This is a genomic window from Streptomyces sp. NPDC006385 (assembly GCF_040612485.1).
In the GTDB taxonomy this organism is placed as follows: domain Bacteria; phylum Actinomycetota; class Actinomycetes; order Streptomycetales; family Streptomycetaceae; genus Streptomyces.
The window spans coordinates 44,825-58,569 of record NZ_JBEXQG010000018.1 but is presented as its reverse complement, the minus strand read 5'-3'; the positions used below and the strand labels follow the sequence as shown (position 1 = coordinate 58,569).

Here is a 13,745-nt window from a genome sequence, read left to right as displayed (position 1 = left end):
GGGTCGGAGGGTCGGAGGGTCGGGCCCGTCCTCCGGCAGCTTGTCGACCAAGGCGGACGCCGGGCCGGGTGGCTGGTCTGCCACGGTATCCCGGGGGTGGTGGGCGGCGGCGGGGCGTTTCACGGTGCCTCTCCCCTTCCGGTGGCCCCTCTGGTGGCCGCAGCGTCAGTCGAGGATCGTGGCGGTGCCCGCGTTTCCGTCCACCCGGATCCGCTGGCCGGTGGTGATGTGGGTCGACGCCGACCCGGTGCCGGTGACGGCGGGTACTGAGTACTCACGGCAGACGATGGCGGTGTGCGACATCACCCCGCCGATGTCGGTGACCGCCGCGCGTATCCTGCCGAACACCGGGCTCCAACCCGGCGCGGTGACCGCCGCCACGATGATCTCTCCCTCCTGGACCAGGGGGAGATCGTCGGGCCCGTGGACGATCCGTGCCGTACCTTCGGCGATCCCCGGTGAGGCGGCCAGGCCGGTCAGTTCCCGTTCGCCACCGCCCGTGGGCCCGCTCAGCCAGGAGCGGATCCGCTCGGTGGTGATGCCCGCGAGCATGATGGTGAACGGCTCGGTGACCGCTTCCGGGGGCGTCCCGAGCGCGGGTTCGGGACGCCGACGGGCGAGGGCGTCCACGATGCGCCGCCGCCGCTCGATCTCCGGCGGCCAGTAGTCCGGGCCGACCGGCCGAGTCCCCGAGGCCCAGCCGTTGACGTAGTCGAACAGGGCCTCGCGGACCTCGTCGCGGGTGAGGTAGAACATGCCGTCCCGGTCGGGCCAGAAGCCGGCCTTCGCGAGCAACCGGGACAGTCGCCGCGCCTTGCGCCAGAAGACGCTCATGGTCCAGTGCTCGATGTAGAAGTTGTGGTTCTCCACGTACGGGTAGGCCTGGCGGGCCAGGGCCAGCTTCAGCTGGAAGAGATCCCGTTCGGTGGGGTCGAGCAGCGCCGCGTACTCGCCCGTGATCCGCTCGCGCTCGTCGACCAGCCCGGACAGGTCCCGGTCGATGATCTCGCCCCGCCGCAGCCGCAGCACGTAGTCGCGGATGTACCCCAGGGGCAGCGACGGGTCGTCGAGCCAGTAGACGTCGCTGGCGTAGAAGCCGTTTCCGGAGGTGAAGTTGAACCACGGGTCACCGGCGTCGCGCCAGGCGTCCAGCCAGGCCCGGCCCTGAGGGCTGCCGGCCAGGGCCTTGAGGAGGGGCGGGCCGGGGTCGGTTGTCGTGATGACGCCGTCGACGCCCAGTTCCACGGCGAGCTTCGCCAGCCGCTTCAGCTCGTCGTCCGGGCGGAACAGGTCCATCCGTACGCCCTGGACCATCTTGGCGATGCCCAGTTCCGGAATGTCGGGGAACCAACGTCTGCACGCCGTGAAGAAGTCCAGGTACGCCGCGTAGCCGAGGTTCAGGAACTCGAAGTGGTACTGCCAGGCACGGTGGCACAGCGCGATCAGCCGGTCGTACTGGTCCAGCAGGGAGTCACTGGAGTCCAGCCCGAGGCCCGCCTCGATCTCCGGGAAGGGCTGAGCGTCGGGCAGGGGCCCGAACCGGATCGCCTCCAGCTCCCGGACCGTACCGAGGACCTTGCGCTTCCAGTTGGCCAGCAGCTCCTCCCAGTGATCGAAGTAGTGGTCGGCGCGTCTGAGGAACTCCGGCGCGCGCGCCTCGACCTGGCCGGCGGGGACCGCGACCGGGCTCACATAGCAGTAGCCCTGGTGGATACGGGACTGCAGGCCGTACGCGGTCGGCATCAGGAAGTACCTGGAGTTGTACTGACCCAGGCCCTTCACGCTGAACTCCACGCCGATCGTCTCGAACGGCCTGATCACGCGAGGCCAGTGCTGGGTGTCGCAGAACCAGAACGTGGACTCGTCAGTCTTCCGCCGACCGGGCTGGAACACGAGGTGGTAGGGGTAGAGGCGCTCCCACCCTTCGGCGCCGGCCGGAGCCGGCAGCTCGCTGAGGCGGGGAAAGGTAGTGCGGGAGGCCGTCGGCATGGCGTGGTCCTCATTTCCGGATGGCTGGTTCCCCCGGGTACTGAAGATTGTCCGCCCAATGCCGGATTTGTTGGATTCGATCCCGCGCTAAAGACCTAAAGATCTAAAGACCTAAAGACCGAACAGGGTGTCGGCGATTCCGGCGGCACCGGAACCCGTGACGCCTGTAGAAGGTGCCGGCCTGCGGCTCCAGACCGTCTCGGCGCGACTCTGCAGCAGACGGAGGCCGTTTGGCGCGGGCGCGTCCCGGGCGATGGCCCACTCGATCTCCTGTGGCAGGCCGCAGTGCCGCTCGGCCTCTTTGGCCAGCCGCGCGACCTCGATGACCTCGTCGGCCCCCAGGCACGGGGCCTCACGGCGGCCGACGTCGAGCGGTCGCCGCACGAGCCCCCGCCCGTCCGGGGTGGGCACCAGCTCGTACGACTTGCGCGCCACCGTGGTCCGGACAGGGACGAGCAGCACCTTGTCCACGAGGTAGTGGTCGGGGGGCTCCATACCGGACATGACCGGCTCTCCCAGGCCCCACCCGGCCTCGATGACGATCTTCGTGCGGTCGCCGTTGGACGGGTTGACGGTCATGGCGGCGCCGCCGGTCCGCGCATCCACCATCTGCTGCACACCGACCGCCATGGCCAGCCCCTCCTCGGGCACTCCGTTGGCGGCGCGGTAGCCGATGGCGCGGGCGGACCACAGGCTCGCCCAGCACAGCCGTACGGCGTCCAGGACGGCTTCGGCCCCCCGGACCCACAGGAACGTGTCATGCTGCCCGGCGAAACTGGCGTACGGCTGGTCCTCCGCCGTGGCGCTGGAACGGACGGCCACCGGCACGTCTCCCGCCCCGAGCCCCTCGCAGAGAGCGCCGTACGCGCCGATGACGGCCTCGGCGACCTCGGGCGGCACCGGGTGCCCGCTCAGTATGCGGCGGATTTCGGCGCTGCCGGCCTCGGTCGCCTCGACCCAGGCGGGTTCGGTGGGATCCAGTCCGCGGATGACCGACTCGACGCCCCTGCGCAGGACGGGGTCCGCGAGCAGCGCCTCGAAGGCGTCCACGGTCACCACGAATCCCGGCGGCACCGGGCACCCGGCCCCGGCGAGCGCCACCAGTCCGGCGCACTTGCCACCCACCCGGCCCGCGACCACATCCGCTCGGGCTTCCAACGCGACGGTGTACGGACCCGTCATGGAACAAGCAAAACAGGTCTCGGGGAGAGGCGGAAGGCGGAAGGCCCCGGTGAAGCCCTGTCATCCCGTGCCCGCTCCATTTCGCGGACTGTCTTGGTGAACCTCTGCCTTGGTCTTGCCTTCGATGTGGCGGCGGTCCGGCCTGCCGTCATCCCGGACGCCGACGGTCACTCGTCCGTGCCACTTGCCATCCTTGCCGAGGTGGATCGAGGAAGCGCCGTTGGGCTGGCGGGTGCGGTCCTTCTCCGCCGTGGCGTCTCCCTCAGGCGCCCGGGCGGGTCGGTGGCGCAGCTTGGCCACGTACGCGGGCACAGCGTCGGCGGGGACCCGGCGAAGCCGCCCGGCCGTGACCGACTCGATCCCTCCGGCGAGGACGAGCCGGAAGCACGTCGTACGGCCGACAAGGAGCCGCCGGGCCGCCTCTTCCACGATCAGGAGGACCGACTCGGACGCCGAGGCCTGGCCGGCCGCATTCCTCGGCCCCGCCCCCGGAACGGAAGGAGAGCCGACGCATGGCTGAGCCGCAAGCCGCCATCACGCTGCTGGAGCCGGTCGCGGAAGAAGAAGCCGTCACAGGTGGCGCACCACGACACGCCCCGGCCGGAGAGCCCTTCCTCGTTCGGCAGGCCGAGCTTGCGGTAGCCCGAGCCGGTCGCCACGATCACCGTCTTCGCGCGGTGCACGGTGCCGGCGGAGTCGGTGACCTCCTTGATCCGACCGGTCAGATCGACGGAGACGATGTCGTCCTCGACGATCTCGGCTCCGAACTTCTCCGCCTGCGCCCGCATGTTCCGCATCAGGTCGGGACCGTCGATGCCGTCGGGGAAGCCGGGGAAGCCGGGGAAGTTCTCGACCTCGGTGGTCGTGGTGAGCGAGCCGCCCACGAAGATCGCGCCGCCGAGGACCAGGGGCTTGAGTTCGGCGCGGGCGGTGTAGAGGGCGGCGGTGTATCCGGCGGGGCCGGAGCCGATGATGACGACCTCGCGCACACCGGAGGCCGTGGCGGCGGGGTCCGGCGCCGGGGTCACGCCTCCTGCTTGGCGTCGATCTCGGCGATCAGGGCCTCGATCCGGGCCTTGATCTCGTCGCGGATCGGGCGGACGGCCTCGACGCCCTTGCCTGCCGGGTCCTCCAGGGCCCAGTCGAGGTATTTCTTGCCGGGGAAGATCGGGCAGGCGTCGCCGCAGCCCATCGTGATGACGTAGTCGGACGCCTGGACGGCCTCGGTGGTGAGGATCTTCGGCTTGGCCTCGGAGATGTCGACGCCGACCTCCTTCATGGCCTCGACCGCGGCCGGGTTGACCTGGTCGCCCGGGACGGAACCGGCGGAGCGGACCTCGATCCGGTCGCCCGCGAGGTGGCCGAGGAATCCAGCAGCCATCTGGGAGCGGCCGGCGTTGTGGACGCAGACGAACAGCACGGAGGCGAGCGGGCTGGAGGACATGGGCTTCCTTCAGGGCGGGGGTCCCCGCCGAATGCGGGGATACGGGTCCCAGAGATCAGTCCAGGCTGGTATCAGCCCGGAGTGACGTGAGAGTATCAGCCCATGATGACGTCAGTCGACACTGATCTGATCCGGGTTCTGGCCGACCCGCTCAGGCTCCAGATCGTGACCCTGCTCGCCCAAGAGACGCTGTGCACCACCCACCTGGTGGAGGAGACCGGTGCCAAGCAGACCAACCTCTCCAACCACCTGAGAGTGCTGCGCGAGGCCGGGGTCGTCGAGAGCGAGCCGTGCGGCCGGTACACGTACTACAAGCTGCGCCCGGACGTCATCGCCACTCTCGCCGGACAGTTCGCCGACCTGGCCGAGTCCGCCCGTACCGCCGCCGACAACAAGAGGGCCTGCCCGTGACCCGCACCGAAGCATCCGCGACCGCCGAGGAGTCCTCGATCGTCGCGAAGCTGTCGACACTCGACCGCTTCCTCGCCGTCTGGATCCTCCTCGCCATGGCCGTGGGTCTGGGCCTCGGCCGCGCCATCCCCGGCCTGAACGGCGCTCTGGCCAAGGTCGAGATCGGCGGCATCTCCCTGCCGATCGCCATCGGCCTGCTGATCATGATGTACCCGGTGCTGGCCAAGGTCCGCTACGACAGGCTCGACGCGGTCACCGGCGACAAGAAGCTCATGGTCTCGTCGCTGGTCATCAACTGGATCCTGGGCCCGGCGGTGATGTTCGCACTGGCCTGGATCTTCCTGGCGGACCTGCCCGAGTACCGCACCGGCCTGATCATCGTCGGCCTGGCCCGCTGCATCGCCATGGTCATCATCTGGAACGACCTGGCCTGCGGTGACCGCGAGGCCGCCGCCGTCCTGGTGGCGCTGAACTCGGTCTTCCAGGTCCTGGCCTTCGGTCTGCTCGGCTGGTTCTACCTCGACCTGCTGCCCGGCTGGCTGAACCTGGGCGACGGCGCACACCTCGACATCTCCATGGGGAAGATCGCCCTGAACGTCGTCATCTTCCTGGGCATCCCGCTGCTCGCCGGGTTCCTCACCCGCCGCGTCGGCGAGCAGAAGCTCGGCCGCGAGACGTACGAGTCCACCTTCCTTCCGAAGATCGGCCCTTGGGCGCTGTACGGCCTGCTCTTCACGATCGTCATCCTCTTCGCCCTGCAGGGGAAGACGATCACCTCCCAGCCGCTGGACGTGGCCCGCATCGCCCTTCCGCTGCTGGTCTACTTCGCCGTGATGTGGTTCGGCACCTTCGCCCTCGGCAAGGCGATCGGCCTGGCCTACGACCGCACCGCCACGCTCGCCTTCACCGCGGCCGGCAACAACTTCGAGCTGGCCATCGCGGTCGCCATCGCCACCTTCGGCGTCACCTCCGGCCAGGCCCTCTCCGGGGTCGTCGGCCCGCTGATCGAGGTGCCGGTCCTGGTCGCGCTCGTGTACGTCTCGCTCGCGTGGCGGCGGAAGTTCACCGCCGCCCAGCGGCTGACGGCAGCGCCGCAGGAGAGCTGATGAGCCGCCGCCCGGGCTGCTCCAGCGCGGCGCGGGAGAGCGTGGCGCTCGGCATCCGCCCGGTCCTGGTCCGCGGTTCATGCTCGGCCGAGCCCCGGGCGTACGCCGCCTGCTGCCCGCAGACCGCCGGCACGGTCGGCACGGTCGGCGCATGACCGTTCACCGGAGCACGGACGTGGTCGTGGTCGGCGGCGGCCAGGCAGGGCTCGCCGCCGGCTACCACCTGCGCCGCCTGGGCGTGGACTTCGTCGTCCTCGACGCCCAAGCCGAGCCGGGCGGCGCCTGGCAGCACACCTGGGACTCCCTGCACCTGTTCTCCCCGGCCGCCTACTCCTCCCTCCCCGGGCGCCTCATGCCGGTCCAGCCGGGGCAGGAGTGTCCGGACGCCGCGCATGTGGTGGCGTATCTGCGGGACTACGAGAAGCGGTACGAGCTGGACGTACGGCGGCCGGTCCGCGTGCTCGGCGTGCACCGGGACGGTGAACTGCTGCGCGTGGACACCGACTCCGGCATCTGGCGTGCGCGGGCGGTGATCAGCGCGACCGGCACCTGGTGGCGCCCCTTCCTGCCCGCCGTCCCCGGGCGCGGAGTCTTCGGCGGTCAGCACCTGCACACCGCCGAGTACCGACGGCCGCGGGACTTCGCCGGCCGTCGCGTGATCGTGGTCGGTGGCGGCAACTCCGGCGCGCAGATCGCCGCCGACCTCGCCTACGACACCGAGCTGCTGACCTGGGTCACCACGCGCCCGCCCCGTTTCCTGGCCGACGACATCGACGGCCGCGCCCTGTTCGACGTGGCCACCGCCCGCCGCCGCGCCCTCGACGCCGGCCGCGCCGACACCGGCGGGGTCGCCTCACTCGGTGACATCGTCGCCGTACCGCCGGTGCGTGAAGCCCGCGACCGCGGCCTGCTCAAGGCGAGCCCGATGTTCACCCGCCTCGTCCCCGGCGGGGTGGAATGGTCCGACGGCACCCGGGCCGAGGCCGACGCGATCATCTGGTGCACCGGCTTCCGCCCCGCCCTCTCCCACCTCGCGCCGCTCGGGCTGCGGGGGCGCCGGGGCCGTATCGCCACATCCGGCACCGCGGTGGTGGACGAGCCGCGCCTGCACCTCCTCGGGTACGGCGACTGGACCGGACCAGCCTCCGCCACGCTCATCGGCGTCGGCCGCCCGGCCAGGGATGCGGCGCGGAAGGTTGCTGAACTGGTGCGTTGACCCGACCCGGGCGGGTTTCCGGCGGCCGGTACAGCTCGGTGAGCCAGGAAGCGTGCGCACTCGACGACGCCCGGTCGGCGTCGATGCTCATCGCGCGGGGCTGCGCCGTTCGACGAGGACGACGTCGCGCCAGCGGCCGTGGTGGCGGCCGATGCGCTCGCGGGTGCCGATGACGCGGAAGCCGGCCCGCTGGTGCAGAGCGAGGCTGGCGGTGTTCTCGGGGAAGATGCCGGACTGGACGGTCCAGATCCCGGCCGCCTCGGTGGAGTCGATCAGCGCCTTGAGCAGAGCGGAGGCCACCCCGCGGCCCCTGGCAGCGGGGGCGACGTACACGGAGTGCTCCACGACGCCGGCGTAGGCGCAGCGGTCGGAAACCTTGGTGGCGGCGACCCAGCCGAGCACCGCCCCGCGCTCGTCGAGGGCGACGAAGCGGTGCTCGGGCAGCTTGGCGGCGTCGAACGCCTCCCAGGTCGGCGCGGTCGTCTCGAAGGTGGCGTCACCTTCGTCGATGCCCGCCTGATAGATCGCCAGGACCTCGTCGGCGTGCGCGGCGGCCAGCGGCACGATGGTCACGGTGGTCGCGGTGGTCGCGGTGGTCGCGGTGGAGCGTATGCCTGGGTTGAACACCCTGTCGTACCCCCATGGTTCCTCGTCCGAGTCAGGCCACCGTCGGTGCGGAGGTGAGCAGCTTGCCCATCGCGGCCAGCACGGACGGCTCCACGCGGTAGTGTACCCAGGTCCCGCGCCGCTCGGAGGTCAGGAGCCCGGCCTCCTTGAGCTTCCTCAAGTGGTGGGAGACGGTCGGCTGCGAGACGCCGACGTCGGAGATGTCGCACACGCACGCCTCACCGGCCTCGTGCGAGGCGACCGCGGAGAACAGCCGCAGCCGTACCGGATCACCCAGCGCCTTGAACATCCGCGCGGCGATCTCGGCCTCCTCCGCGGTGAACGGGCGCTCCGTGAGCGGCGGGCAGCACGGCGCCACGGCCTCGGATCCCTCGGCCTCGATCAGCGGTAGCACCTTGGCCTTCGACATCTATCTATGTTGACACACGTCGAACCAAGTGCGCGAGGGCCCATTCGAGCCCGACGAACGCCAGCCCCGGATGGGCGAGGGAGATACCGTCGCGTCGGCGTGGATGGCCGGCGGTGTCGAGTGCGCCGTCCAGGCCGGCGAGGTAGGGCAGGTCGGGCCGGTAGCCGGTGGCCAGGAGGATGGCGTCCACCTCCTCCCGCGTCCCGTCCGGCCAGGTGACCTCGGCCCCGTCGATGCCGGTGAACAACTCCCGCGGGTCCGGCGCCCCCTGGGCGAGCGCGGCACGGTAGCGGCCGTCGTCGATGACCAGCCGCGTCGGCGCAGTGCGCGCGAGGCGACCGAGGGGAGCCGCGTCCAGGCCGGTGCGGGCGAGCCAGAAGTGCAGGTCGCGGCCGAGGATGCGCTGCCGGGCGAACGGAGCCGGGCCGCGGTAGTCCGCGGCGTGCGGCACCGGGCCGGTGAAGCCCTCCAGCCCCGGCAGTGCGGGCCGGTGCTGACGGCCGAACGTGCCGGAGGCCGCGACCACGGCCCTCGCCGCCAGCCGGCCGCCGCTCTCCAGGTCGACCTCGAATCCATAGCGGTCCGGGTTCCCACCGGAGAACGGCATCCCCGGCAGCGCGCTGTACCGGGCGGGTGAGAACAGGGACCACCGCGTCGACATGCTCCATCACGGCCCCGTTTCGATGTCTGTCTATGTTGACGCCTGTCGAATCAGGTGGGAAGCTGACAGCGCAAGCCATCGACGGATGTCGAATCAAAGGGGAATCTCGTGGCTGTGTCCACTGACAGCGTGTCCACCACCGGCCAGGCGCCCGTCGTCGTCATCGGCGCCGGTCCCGTCGGCCTGGCCGCCGCCGCCCACCTCGTCGAACGCGGCCTCGAACCGCTGGTCCTGGAGGCCGGGCCCGCCGCCGGTTCCGCCGTGCGCGAGTGGGCGCACGTGCGGCTGTTCTCGCCGTGGGCCGAGGTCACCGACCCGGCCGCCGAGAAGCTGCTGGCCCCGACCGGCTGGGTGTGTCCCGACGGATCGACGTACCCGACCGGCGGCGACTGGGCCGAGCGCTACCTCCAGCCCCTCGCCGACGTCCTCGGCGACAAGGTCCGCTACGGCGTCACCGTGACCGGTGTCGCCCGCGCCGGCCGCGACCGCGTCGTCGACGCCGACCGGGACGAGCAGCCCTTCACCGTCCACACCCTGGGGACGGACGGCCGCGAGGAGCGGATCACCGCCCGTGCCGTCATCGACGCCTCCGGCACCTGGTCGACCCCCGGCCCGATGGGCGCCGACGGCCTGCCCGCCCTCGGCGAAAGGACCGCCGGCGACCGCATCTCCTACCGCGTCCCCGACCTGCGGGACCCCGCCGTCCGTGCCCGCTACGCGGGCAGGCGCACCGCGGTCGTCGGCTCCGGCGCCTCCGCCTTCACTGCCCTCGCCCACCTCGCTGACCTGGCGAAGGAGGAGTCCGGCACGCACGCGGTGTGGATCCTGCGCCGCGGCATCACCGGCTCTACCTACGGCGGCGGCGAGGCCGACCAGCTCCCCGCCCGCGGCGCCCTCGGCCTGCGCGCCAAGGCCGCCGTCGAGGACGGCCACGCGAGTGCGGTCACCGGATTCCGTACACAGGCTGTGGAAGGCGAGGGCGACCGGCTCGTCCTCCTCGCCGAGGACGGCCGGCGCCTGGATCCGGTCGACGAGATCATCGTGCTCACCGGCTTCCGCCCCGACCTGTCGTTCCTGCCCGAGGTCCGCCTCGGCCTCGACGAGCGCCTCCAGGCCCCGACCGCCCTGGCCCCGCTGATCGACCCGAACGTGCACTCCTGCGGCACCGTCTACCCGCACGGCGTGAACGAGCTGTCCCATCCGGAGCAGGGCGTCTACCTGGTCGGCATGAAGTCGTACGGCCGCGCCCCCACCTTCCTCGCGATGACCGGCTACGAGCAGGTCCGGTCCGTCACCGCCGCGATCGCCGGCGACCGCGAGGCCGCCGAGCGCGTCGAGCTGACCCTGCCGGAGACCGGCGTGTGCGGCGGCGCGGGCCTGTACGACGACGCCGACTCCGCCGACGCCGCTCCGGGCAGCGACGGCGGTGGCTGCTGCGCCGCCCCGGCCACCCTGCGGATCGGTACCGCCGCCCCGGCCGCATCCGGCGGCTGCTGACCCGTCAACCCGCCGCACCCCGCAGGAGGTATGCCATGTCCCGCGTACAACTCGCCCTCCGCGTCCCGGACCTCGACGCGTCCGTGGCCTTCTACAGCAAGCTGTTCGGCACCGAGCCGGCCAAACTCCGCGACGGTTACGCCAATTTCGCCCTCACCGAGCCCCCGCTCAAGCTCGTCCTGATCGAGGGCCGAGCGGGCGAGCCGACCCGCATGGACCACCTCGGCGTCGAGGTCGGATCGACCGAGGCCGTCCACGCCGCCACCACCCGCCTGAGCGAAGCCGGCCTGGCCACCACCGAGGAGAACGACACCACCTGCTGCTACGCCCTCCAGGACAAGGTCTGGGTGCACGGCCCGGGCCAAGAGCGCTGGGAGGTCTACGTGGTCAAGGCCGACGCCGCCTCCAGGGCGGGTTGAACAGGGTCAGGACCAGGGAAAGCCTTGGCTGAGCCCGAAGATCACGGTGAACAGGGCCAGTGCTCCCAGCGGGACGATCACGAACGAGTCGGGCCGTTCGCGCCGGATCGCGCCCCAGACCAGGGCGGCCAGCGGGCCGGTCAGCGCGGCGGCCATCAGGATCCAGCCCGCGCCCTTGTGACCGACGACGTGGAACGCGACGAACGCCGCCGTGATGAAGCAGAAGGGCGAGGCCCACAGGTGCTTCAGGGCGTCGGACATTTCGCTGGTCACGGGCTCTGCCGTACGCGGAGAGTCGTCGTTGTCGTTGTTCATGTGTGGTCCCCCCGGCCCGAAGGGTCATGCCGAGCCTCGATGCACGGGGAACGTAACACGCCGTAGATCATTTGGCGCGCGCCGGGTCAGTCTGGGCCGGTGTGGCTCGGTGCGGCCTGGCAGGCCGGGCACCACACCGTGGTCCGGCCCCCGACGCGGGACCGGCGCAGGGCGGTGTGGCAGCGCGGGCAGTGGGGGTCGGGGGCGTCCCGGTGGCCGGTCAGCCAGGAGTCACGGGGTGGGACGCAGCCGGCGGTGACCGCGGGGCGGAGGGTGCGGCGCATCTCGGTGTACAGGCGGTGGGCTTCGGGCCGCGTGAGGGCGTTGGCCGGGGTGCCGGGGCGCAGCCTCGCGCGCCACAGGATCTCGTCGGCCAGGAGGTTGCCGAGTCCGGCCAGGACCGACTGGTCGATCAGGACCGCCTTGAGGCGGCCGCGGTGGGACGCGAGCGCGCTCTCGAACTCCTCGCGGTCCACCGTCAGGGCGTCGGGACCCTGCCGGTCCAGCAGTCGTACGACGTCGGAGTCGTCGTCGGCCAGCCACAGGCCCTGGAGTTTGCGCTGGTCGCGGTAGCGGAGCTGGCGGTCGCGGGCGAGGGTGAACAGGACGCGGTCGTGGGGCTCGGGGGCGTCGTCCGGGTGGGCGCAGAGCAGCCGGCCGGTCATGCCGAAGTGCAGGAGCAGCGTGGGGCCGCCGGTACGGGCGAGCAGCCACTTGCCGTGCCGCTCCGCCCCGGTGACGCGCCGGCCCTCCAGGGCGTCGCGCAGCCGCCGCGCGCTCACGCCGTGCAGGACGCCCGCATCCCGCACGTCGACGCGGCGGATGACCCTGCCCTTCGCGCAGGACTGCAGTACGGTCCGGAAACCCTCGACGTCGGGGAGCTCGGGCATGGCGGACGGCCTTCAGCAGGGGATGCCGTACTTCTTGCTATGTGCCCGGTTCCAGGGGGATATTCACCTCGGGTCATTCACCTCGGGTCATTCACCTCGGGTCATTCACCTCCCCGGGGTGGCTCAGCGCCGCTTGAACTCCACCGGCCCCGCGTTCATCTCGACGGTGCCGTCCGGGTGGAGGACCGGGCGGCGCTCGGTCATACGGGCGCTGTAGGCCTCGACGTGGTGGATCGCCGCTCCGTCGGCGTCGGTGAAGTCGACGAGGGCGATGGCCACCCAGTAGCGGGTCTTGGTGTTCTCGTAGAGCGGGACGGTGACGGTGGAGCCGCGACCGTCGGTGACCACGACCTTCGCGCCGAAGCTGCGGAAGGACCCGAAGCCGTTGCTGACCGCGGAGTAGGCGCAGAGCAGGACGTAGCCCTGCTGGTCGGGGCGGACGATACGCAGCGTCTCGCGGCCGGGGACTCGGGCGTCGCCGTCGAGGTGGATGAAGGGGTGGTTCTTCAGGGAGCCGAGGCGCTTGTAGTAGACGACATCCGCGTCCTTGCCCTTCTTCGCCGTGCCCGAGTCGGGCGCGGGGCGCGCGCCCTTCTTCGGTGCGATGAGGGTGCCGGGCGCATGGTCGCCGCGTACCGCCTCGGAAGCCGGTACGAACAGGGCGTACAGGTCGAGGTCGGCGCCCCGCCTGCGGCGCTGGTCGCTGCCGCCGTCCCACTCCAGGGTCGCCGTGACCACGAGTTCGCGGTCCGCCTTGTCCAGGCTCATCGAGACCTGGCTGCCCTTGTCGAGGCTGATCGTGCCGAGCGGGGGCTTGCGCAGGCTCATGGGCGGAGCGGCGGGGGCGGGCGGCGGGGTGCGCCGCGCGGGCTCCTCGGGCTCCGTCGGCGCCCCCGGCTCCTCCGCCACGTCTATCCCGAAGTCGGTGGCGAGGCCGGCCAGGCCGTCGGCGTAGCCCTGGCCGATGGCGCGCAGCTTCCAGGTCCCGCCCCTGCGGTACAGCTCCATCAGGAGCACGGCGCGTTCGCCGTCGGTGAGGGCGGGCGGGCGGAACTGGACCGGGTCGGCGCCGAGTCGGGCGGCGCGGACGGTGACGTCCTTGACCTCGCGGAAGGTGCGGCCGGCGTCGTCGGGATCGCAGCTGCCGACCAGGACGACCCGGTCGACGTCCGCGGGCAGGGCGGCCGGGCTCATCTCGATCCGCTCGGGGCCCTCGGCATCGGCGGCGAGATGACGTACGGCACCGGACTCGGCGGACGGCTGGTTGTAGAAGACCAGGTCGTCGTCGGACCGCACCTTGCCGTCCGCCGCCACCAGCAGCGCGCTGAGGTCGACCGCGCCGCCCACGGTGTGCAGTTCGGCGACGACGGTCCCGGACCCCACCGCGATGTTCTCGCCCTTGCCCAGCTCAGGCATGCCGACCACCCCTCGACGATCCCCCGACGCTCCCAGTCCACCCTGTCACATCCACCCCGGCCCGGAAGGACGTCCGTACGGGTCGACGTCCCCGGTGGCGCCGGACCGGGGACCCCGGCGAACACCAGCCGACCGCCCCGACGGACACAAGTCACCCACGCCC

General features: G+C 71.7%; 15 protein-coding genes and 3 pseudogenes. 6 read left to right on the top strand and 12 right to left on the bottom strand.

Annotation, left to right across the window (positions count from 1 at the left end):
* Window positions 1–165: 165 nt before the first annotated feature.
* The 6 genes and pseudogenes from ABZ078_RS16750 to ABZ078_RS16725 all read right to left on the bottom strand — a co-directional run bounded on the left by ABZ078_RS16750 (window position 166) and on the right by ABZ078_RS16725 (window position 4,615).
* Window positions 166–1,989: a PEP-utilizing enzyme gene (locus ABZ078_RS16750; RefSeq protein WP_356575872.1), complete on the bottom strand. Its 1,824-nt coding sequence runs from the start codon at window positions 1,987–1,989 to the stop codon at window positions 166–168.
* Window positions 1,990–2,100: 111 nt separating this feature from the next.
* On the bottom strand, window positions 2,101–3,171 hold the full coding sequence (locus ABZ078_RS16745) for a PEP/pyruvate-binding domain-containing protein (protein ID WP_356575870.1): 1,071 nt from the start codon (window positions 3,169–3,171) through the stop codon (window positions 2,101–2,103).
* Window positions 3,172–3,227: 56 nt separating this feature from the next.
* Window positions 3,228–3,462: pseudogene (locus ABZ078_RS16740) on the bottom strand (hypothetical protein); the annotation flags it as partial.
* Window positions 3,457–3,606, bottom strand: a pseudogene (locus tag ABZ078_RS16735) (excisionase family DNA-binding protein); the annotation flags it as partial. The pseudogenes ABZ078_RS16740 and ABZ078_RS16735, both read right to left, overlap by 6 nt.
* A 113-nt stretch (window positions 3,607–3,719) precedes the next feature.
* Window positions 3,720–4,199: pseudogene (locus ABZ078_RS16730) on the bottom strand (FAD-dependent oxidoreductase); the annotation flags it as partial.
* Window positions 4,196–4,615: an arsenate reductase ArsC gene (locus ABZ078_RS16725; RefSeq protein ID WP_356575868.1), complete on the bottom strand. Its 420-nt coding sequence runs from the start codon at window positions 4,613–4,615 to the stop codon at window positions 4,196–4,198. The gene ABZ078_RS16725 and the pseudogene ABZ078_RS16730, both read right to left, overlap by 4 nt.
* Before the next feature lie 102 nt (window positions 4,616–4,717).
* Here ABZ078_RS16725 and ABZ078_RS16720 point away from each other — a divergent pair, with 102 nt between their 5' ends.
* From ABZ078_RS16720 to ABZ078_RS16705, 4 genes are read left to right on the top strand one after another with little or no spacing between them, the layout of a single operon-like run.
* A complete protein-coding gene (locus ABZ078_RS16720; RefSeq protein WP_356575866.1) occupies window positions 4,718–5,026 on the top strand; it encodes a metalloregulator ArsR/SmtB family transcription factor in 309 nt (102 codons plus the stop codon).
* Window positions 5,023–6,132 carry an ACR3 family arsenite efflux transporter gene (arsB, locus tag ABZ078_RS16715; RefSeq protein ID WP_356575864.1) on the top strand — a complete coding sequence of 370 codons (1,110 nt, stop codon included), beginning with the start codon at window positions 5,023–5,025 and terminating at the stop codon, window positions 6,130–6,132. The genes ABZ078_RS16720 and arsB overlap by 4 nt, the downstream gene beginning before the upstream one ends.
* Window positions 6,132–6,287, top strand: a complete 156-nt coding sequence (locus tag ABZ078_RS16710) for a hypothetical protein (RefSeq protein ID WP_356575862.1) — start codon at window positions 6,132–6,134, stop codon at window positions 6,285–6,287. Before arsB ends, ABZ078_RS16710 begins: the two co-directional genes overlap by 1 nt.
* Window positions 6,284–7,348: an ArsO family NAD(P)H-dependent flavin-containing monooxygenase gene (locus ABZ078_RS16705; RefSeq protein WP_356575860.1), complete on the top strand. Its 1,065-nt coding sequence runs from the start codon at window positions 6,284–6,286 to the stop codon at window positions 7,346–7,348. Before ABZ078_RS16710 ends, ABZ078_RS16705 begins: the two co-directional genes overlap by 4 nt.
* An 87-nt stretch (window positions 7,349–7,435) precedes the next feature.
* Here ABZ078_RS16705 and ABZ078_RS16700 read toward each other — a convergent pair whose 3' ends face one another.
* The 3 genes from ABZ078_RS16700 to ABZ078_RS16690 form a co-directional block, all read right to left on the bottom strand.
* Window positions 7,436–7,921, bottom strand: a complete 486-nt coding sequence (locus tag ABZ078_RS16700; protein ID WP_356575859.1) for an N-acetyltransferase family protein — start codon at window positions 7,919–7,921, stop codon at window positions 7,436–7,438.
* A gap of 85 nt (window positions 7,922–8,006) precedes the next feature.
* Window positions 8,007–8,384 (bottom strand): metalloregulator ArsR/SmtB family transcription factor, encoded by a 378-nt coding sequence (locus ABZ078_RS16695; RefSeq protein ID WP_356575857.1) that lies wholly within the window; start codon window positions 8,382–8,384, stop codon window positions 8,007–8,009.
* 4 nt (window positions 8,385–8,388) lie between these two features.
* A complete protein-coding gene (locus ABZ078_RS16690) occupies window positions 8,389–9,045 on the bottom strand; it encodes a hypothetical protein (protein ID WP_356575855.1) in 657 nt (218 codons plus the stop codon).
* 114 nt (window positions 9,046–9,159) lie between these two features.
* On the opposite strand from ABZ078_RS16690, the gene ABZ078_RS16685 reads away from it, so the two are divergent.
* Both ABZ078_RS16685 and ABZ078_RS16680 read left to right on the top strand, forming a co-directional pair.
* Window positions 9,160–10,542 carry an FAD-dependent oxidoreductase gene (locus ABZ078_RS16685; RefSeq protein WP_356575987.1) on the top strand — a complete coding sequence of 461 codons (1,383 nt, stop codon included), beginning with the start codon at window positions 9,160–9,162 and terminating at the stop codon, window positions 10,540–10,542.
* 35 nt (window positions 10,543–10,577) lie between these two features.
* Entirely contained in the window at window positions 10,578–10,961 is a 384-nt protein-coding gene (locus tag ABZ078_RS16680) for an ArsI/CadI family heavy metal resistance metalloenzyme (RefSeq protein ID WP_356575853.1), read from the top strand.
* A 6-nt stretch (window positions 10,962–10,967) separates the two neighbouring features.
* Here the strand turns inward: ABZ078_RS16680 and ABZ078_RS16675 are convergent, their stop codons facing one another.
* The 3 genes from ABZ078_RS16675 to ABZ078_RS16665 all read right to left on the bottom strand — a co-directional run bounded on the left by ABZ078_RS16675 (window position 10,968) and on the right by ABZ078_RS16665 (window position 13,582).
* The gene (locus ABZ078_RS16675; RefSeq protein WP_356575851.1) at window positions 10,968–11,276 is read right to left on the bottom strand and encodes a hypothetical protein; all 309 of its coding nucleotides are present in this window, start codon (window positions 11,274–11,276) and stop codon (window positions 10,968–10,970) included.
* 86 nt (window positions 11,277–11,362) lie between these two features.
* Complete coding sequence (locus ABZ078_RS16670; RefSeq protein ID WP_356575849.1) at window positions 11,363–12,166, bottom strand: DNA-formamidopyrimidine glycosylase family protein; 804 nt, start codon at window positions 12,164–12,166, stop codon at window positions 11,363–11,365.
* A gap of 123 nt (window positions 12,167–12,289) precedes the next feature.
* Entirely contained in the window at window positions 12,290–13,582 is a 1,293-nt protein-coding gene (locus ABZ078_RS16665) for a TerD family protein (RefSeq protein WP_356575847.1), read from the bottom strand.
* Between the last annotated feature and the right edge of the window lie 163 nt (window positions 13,583–13,745).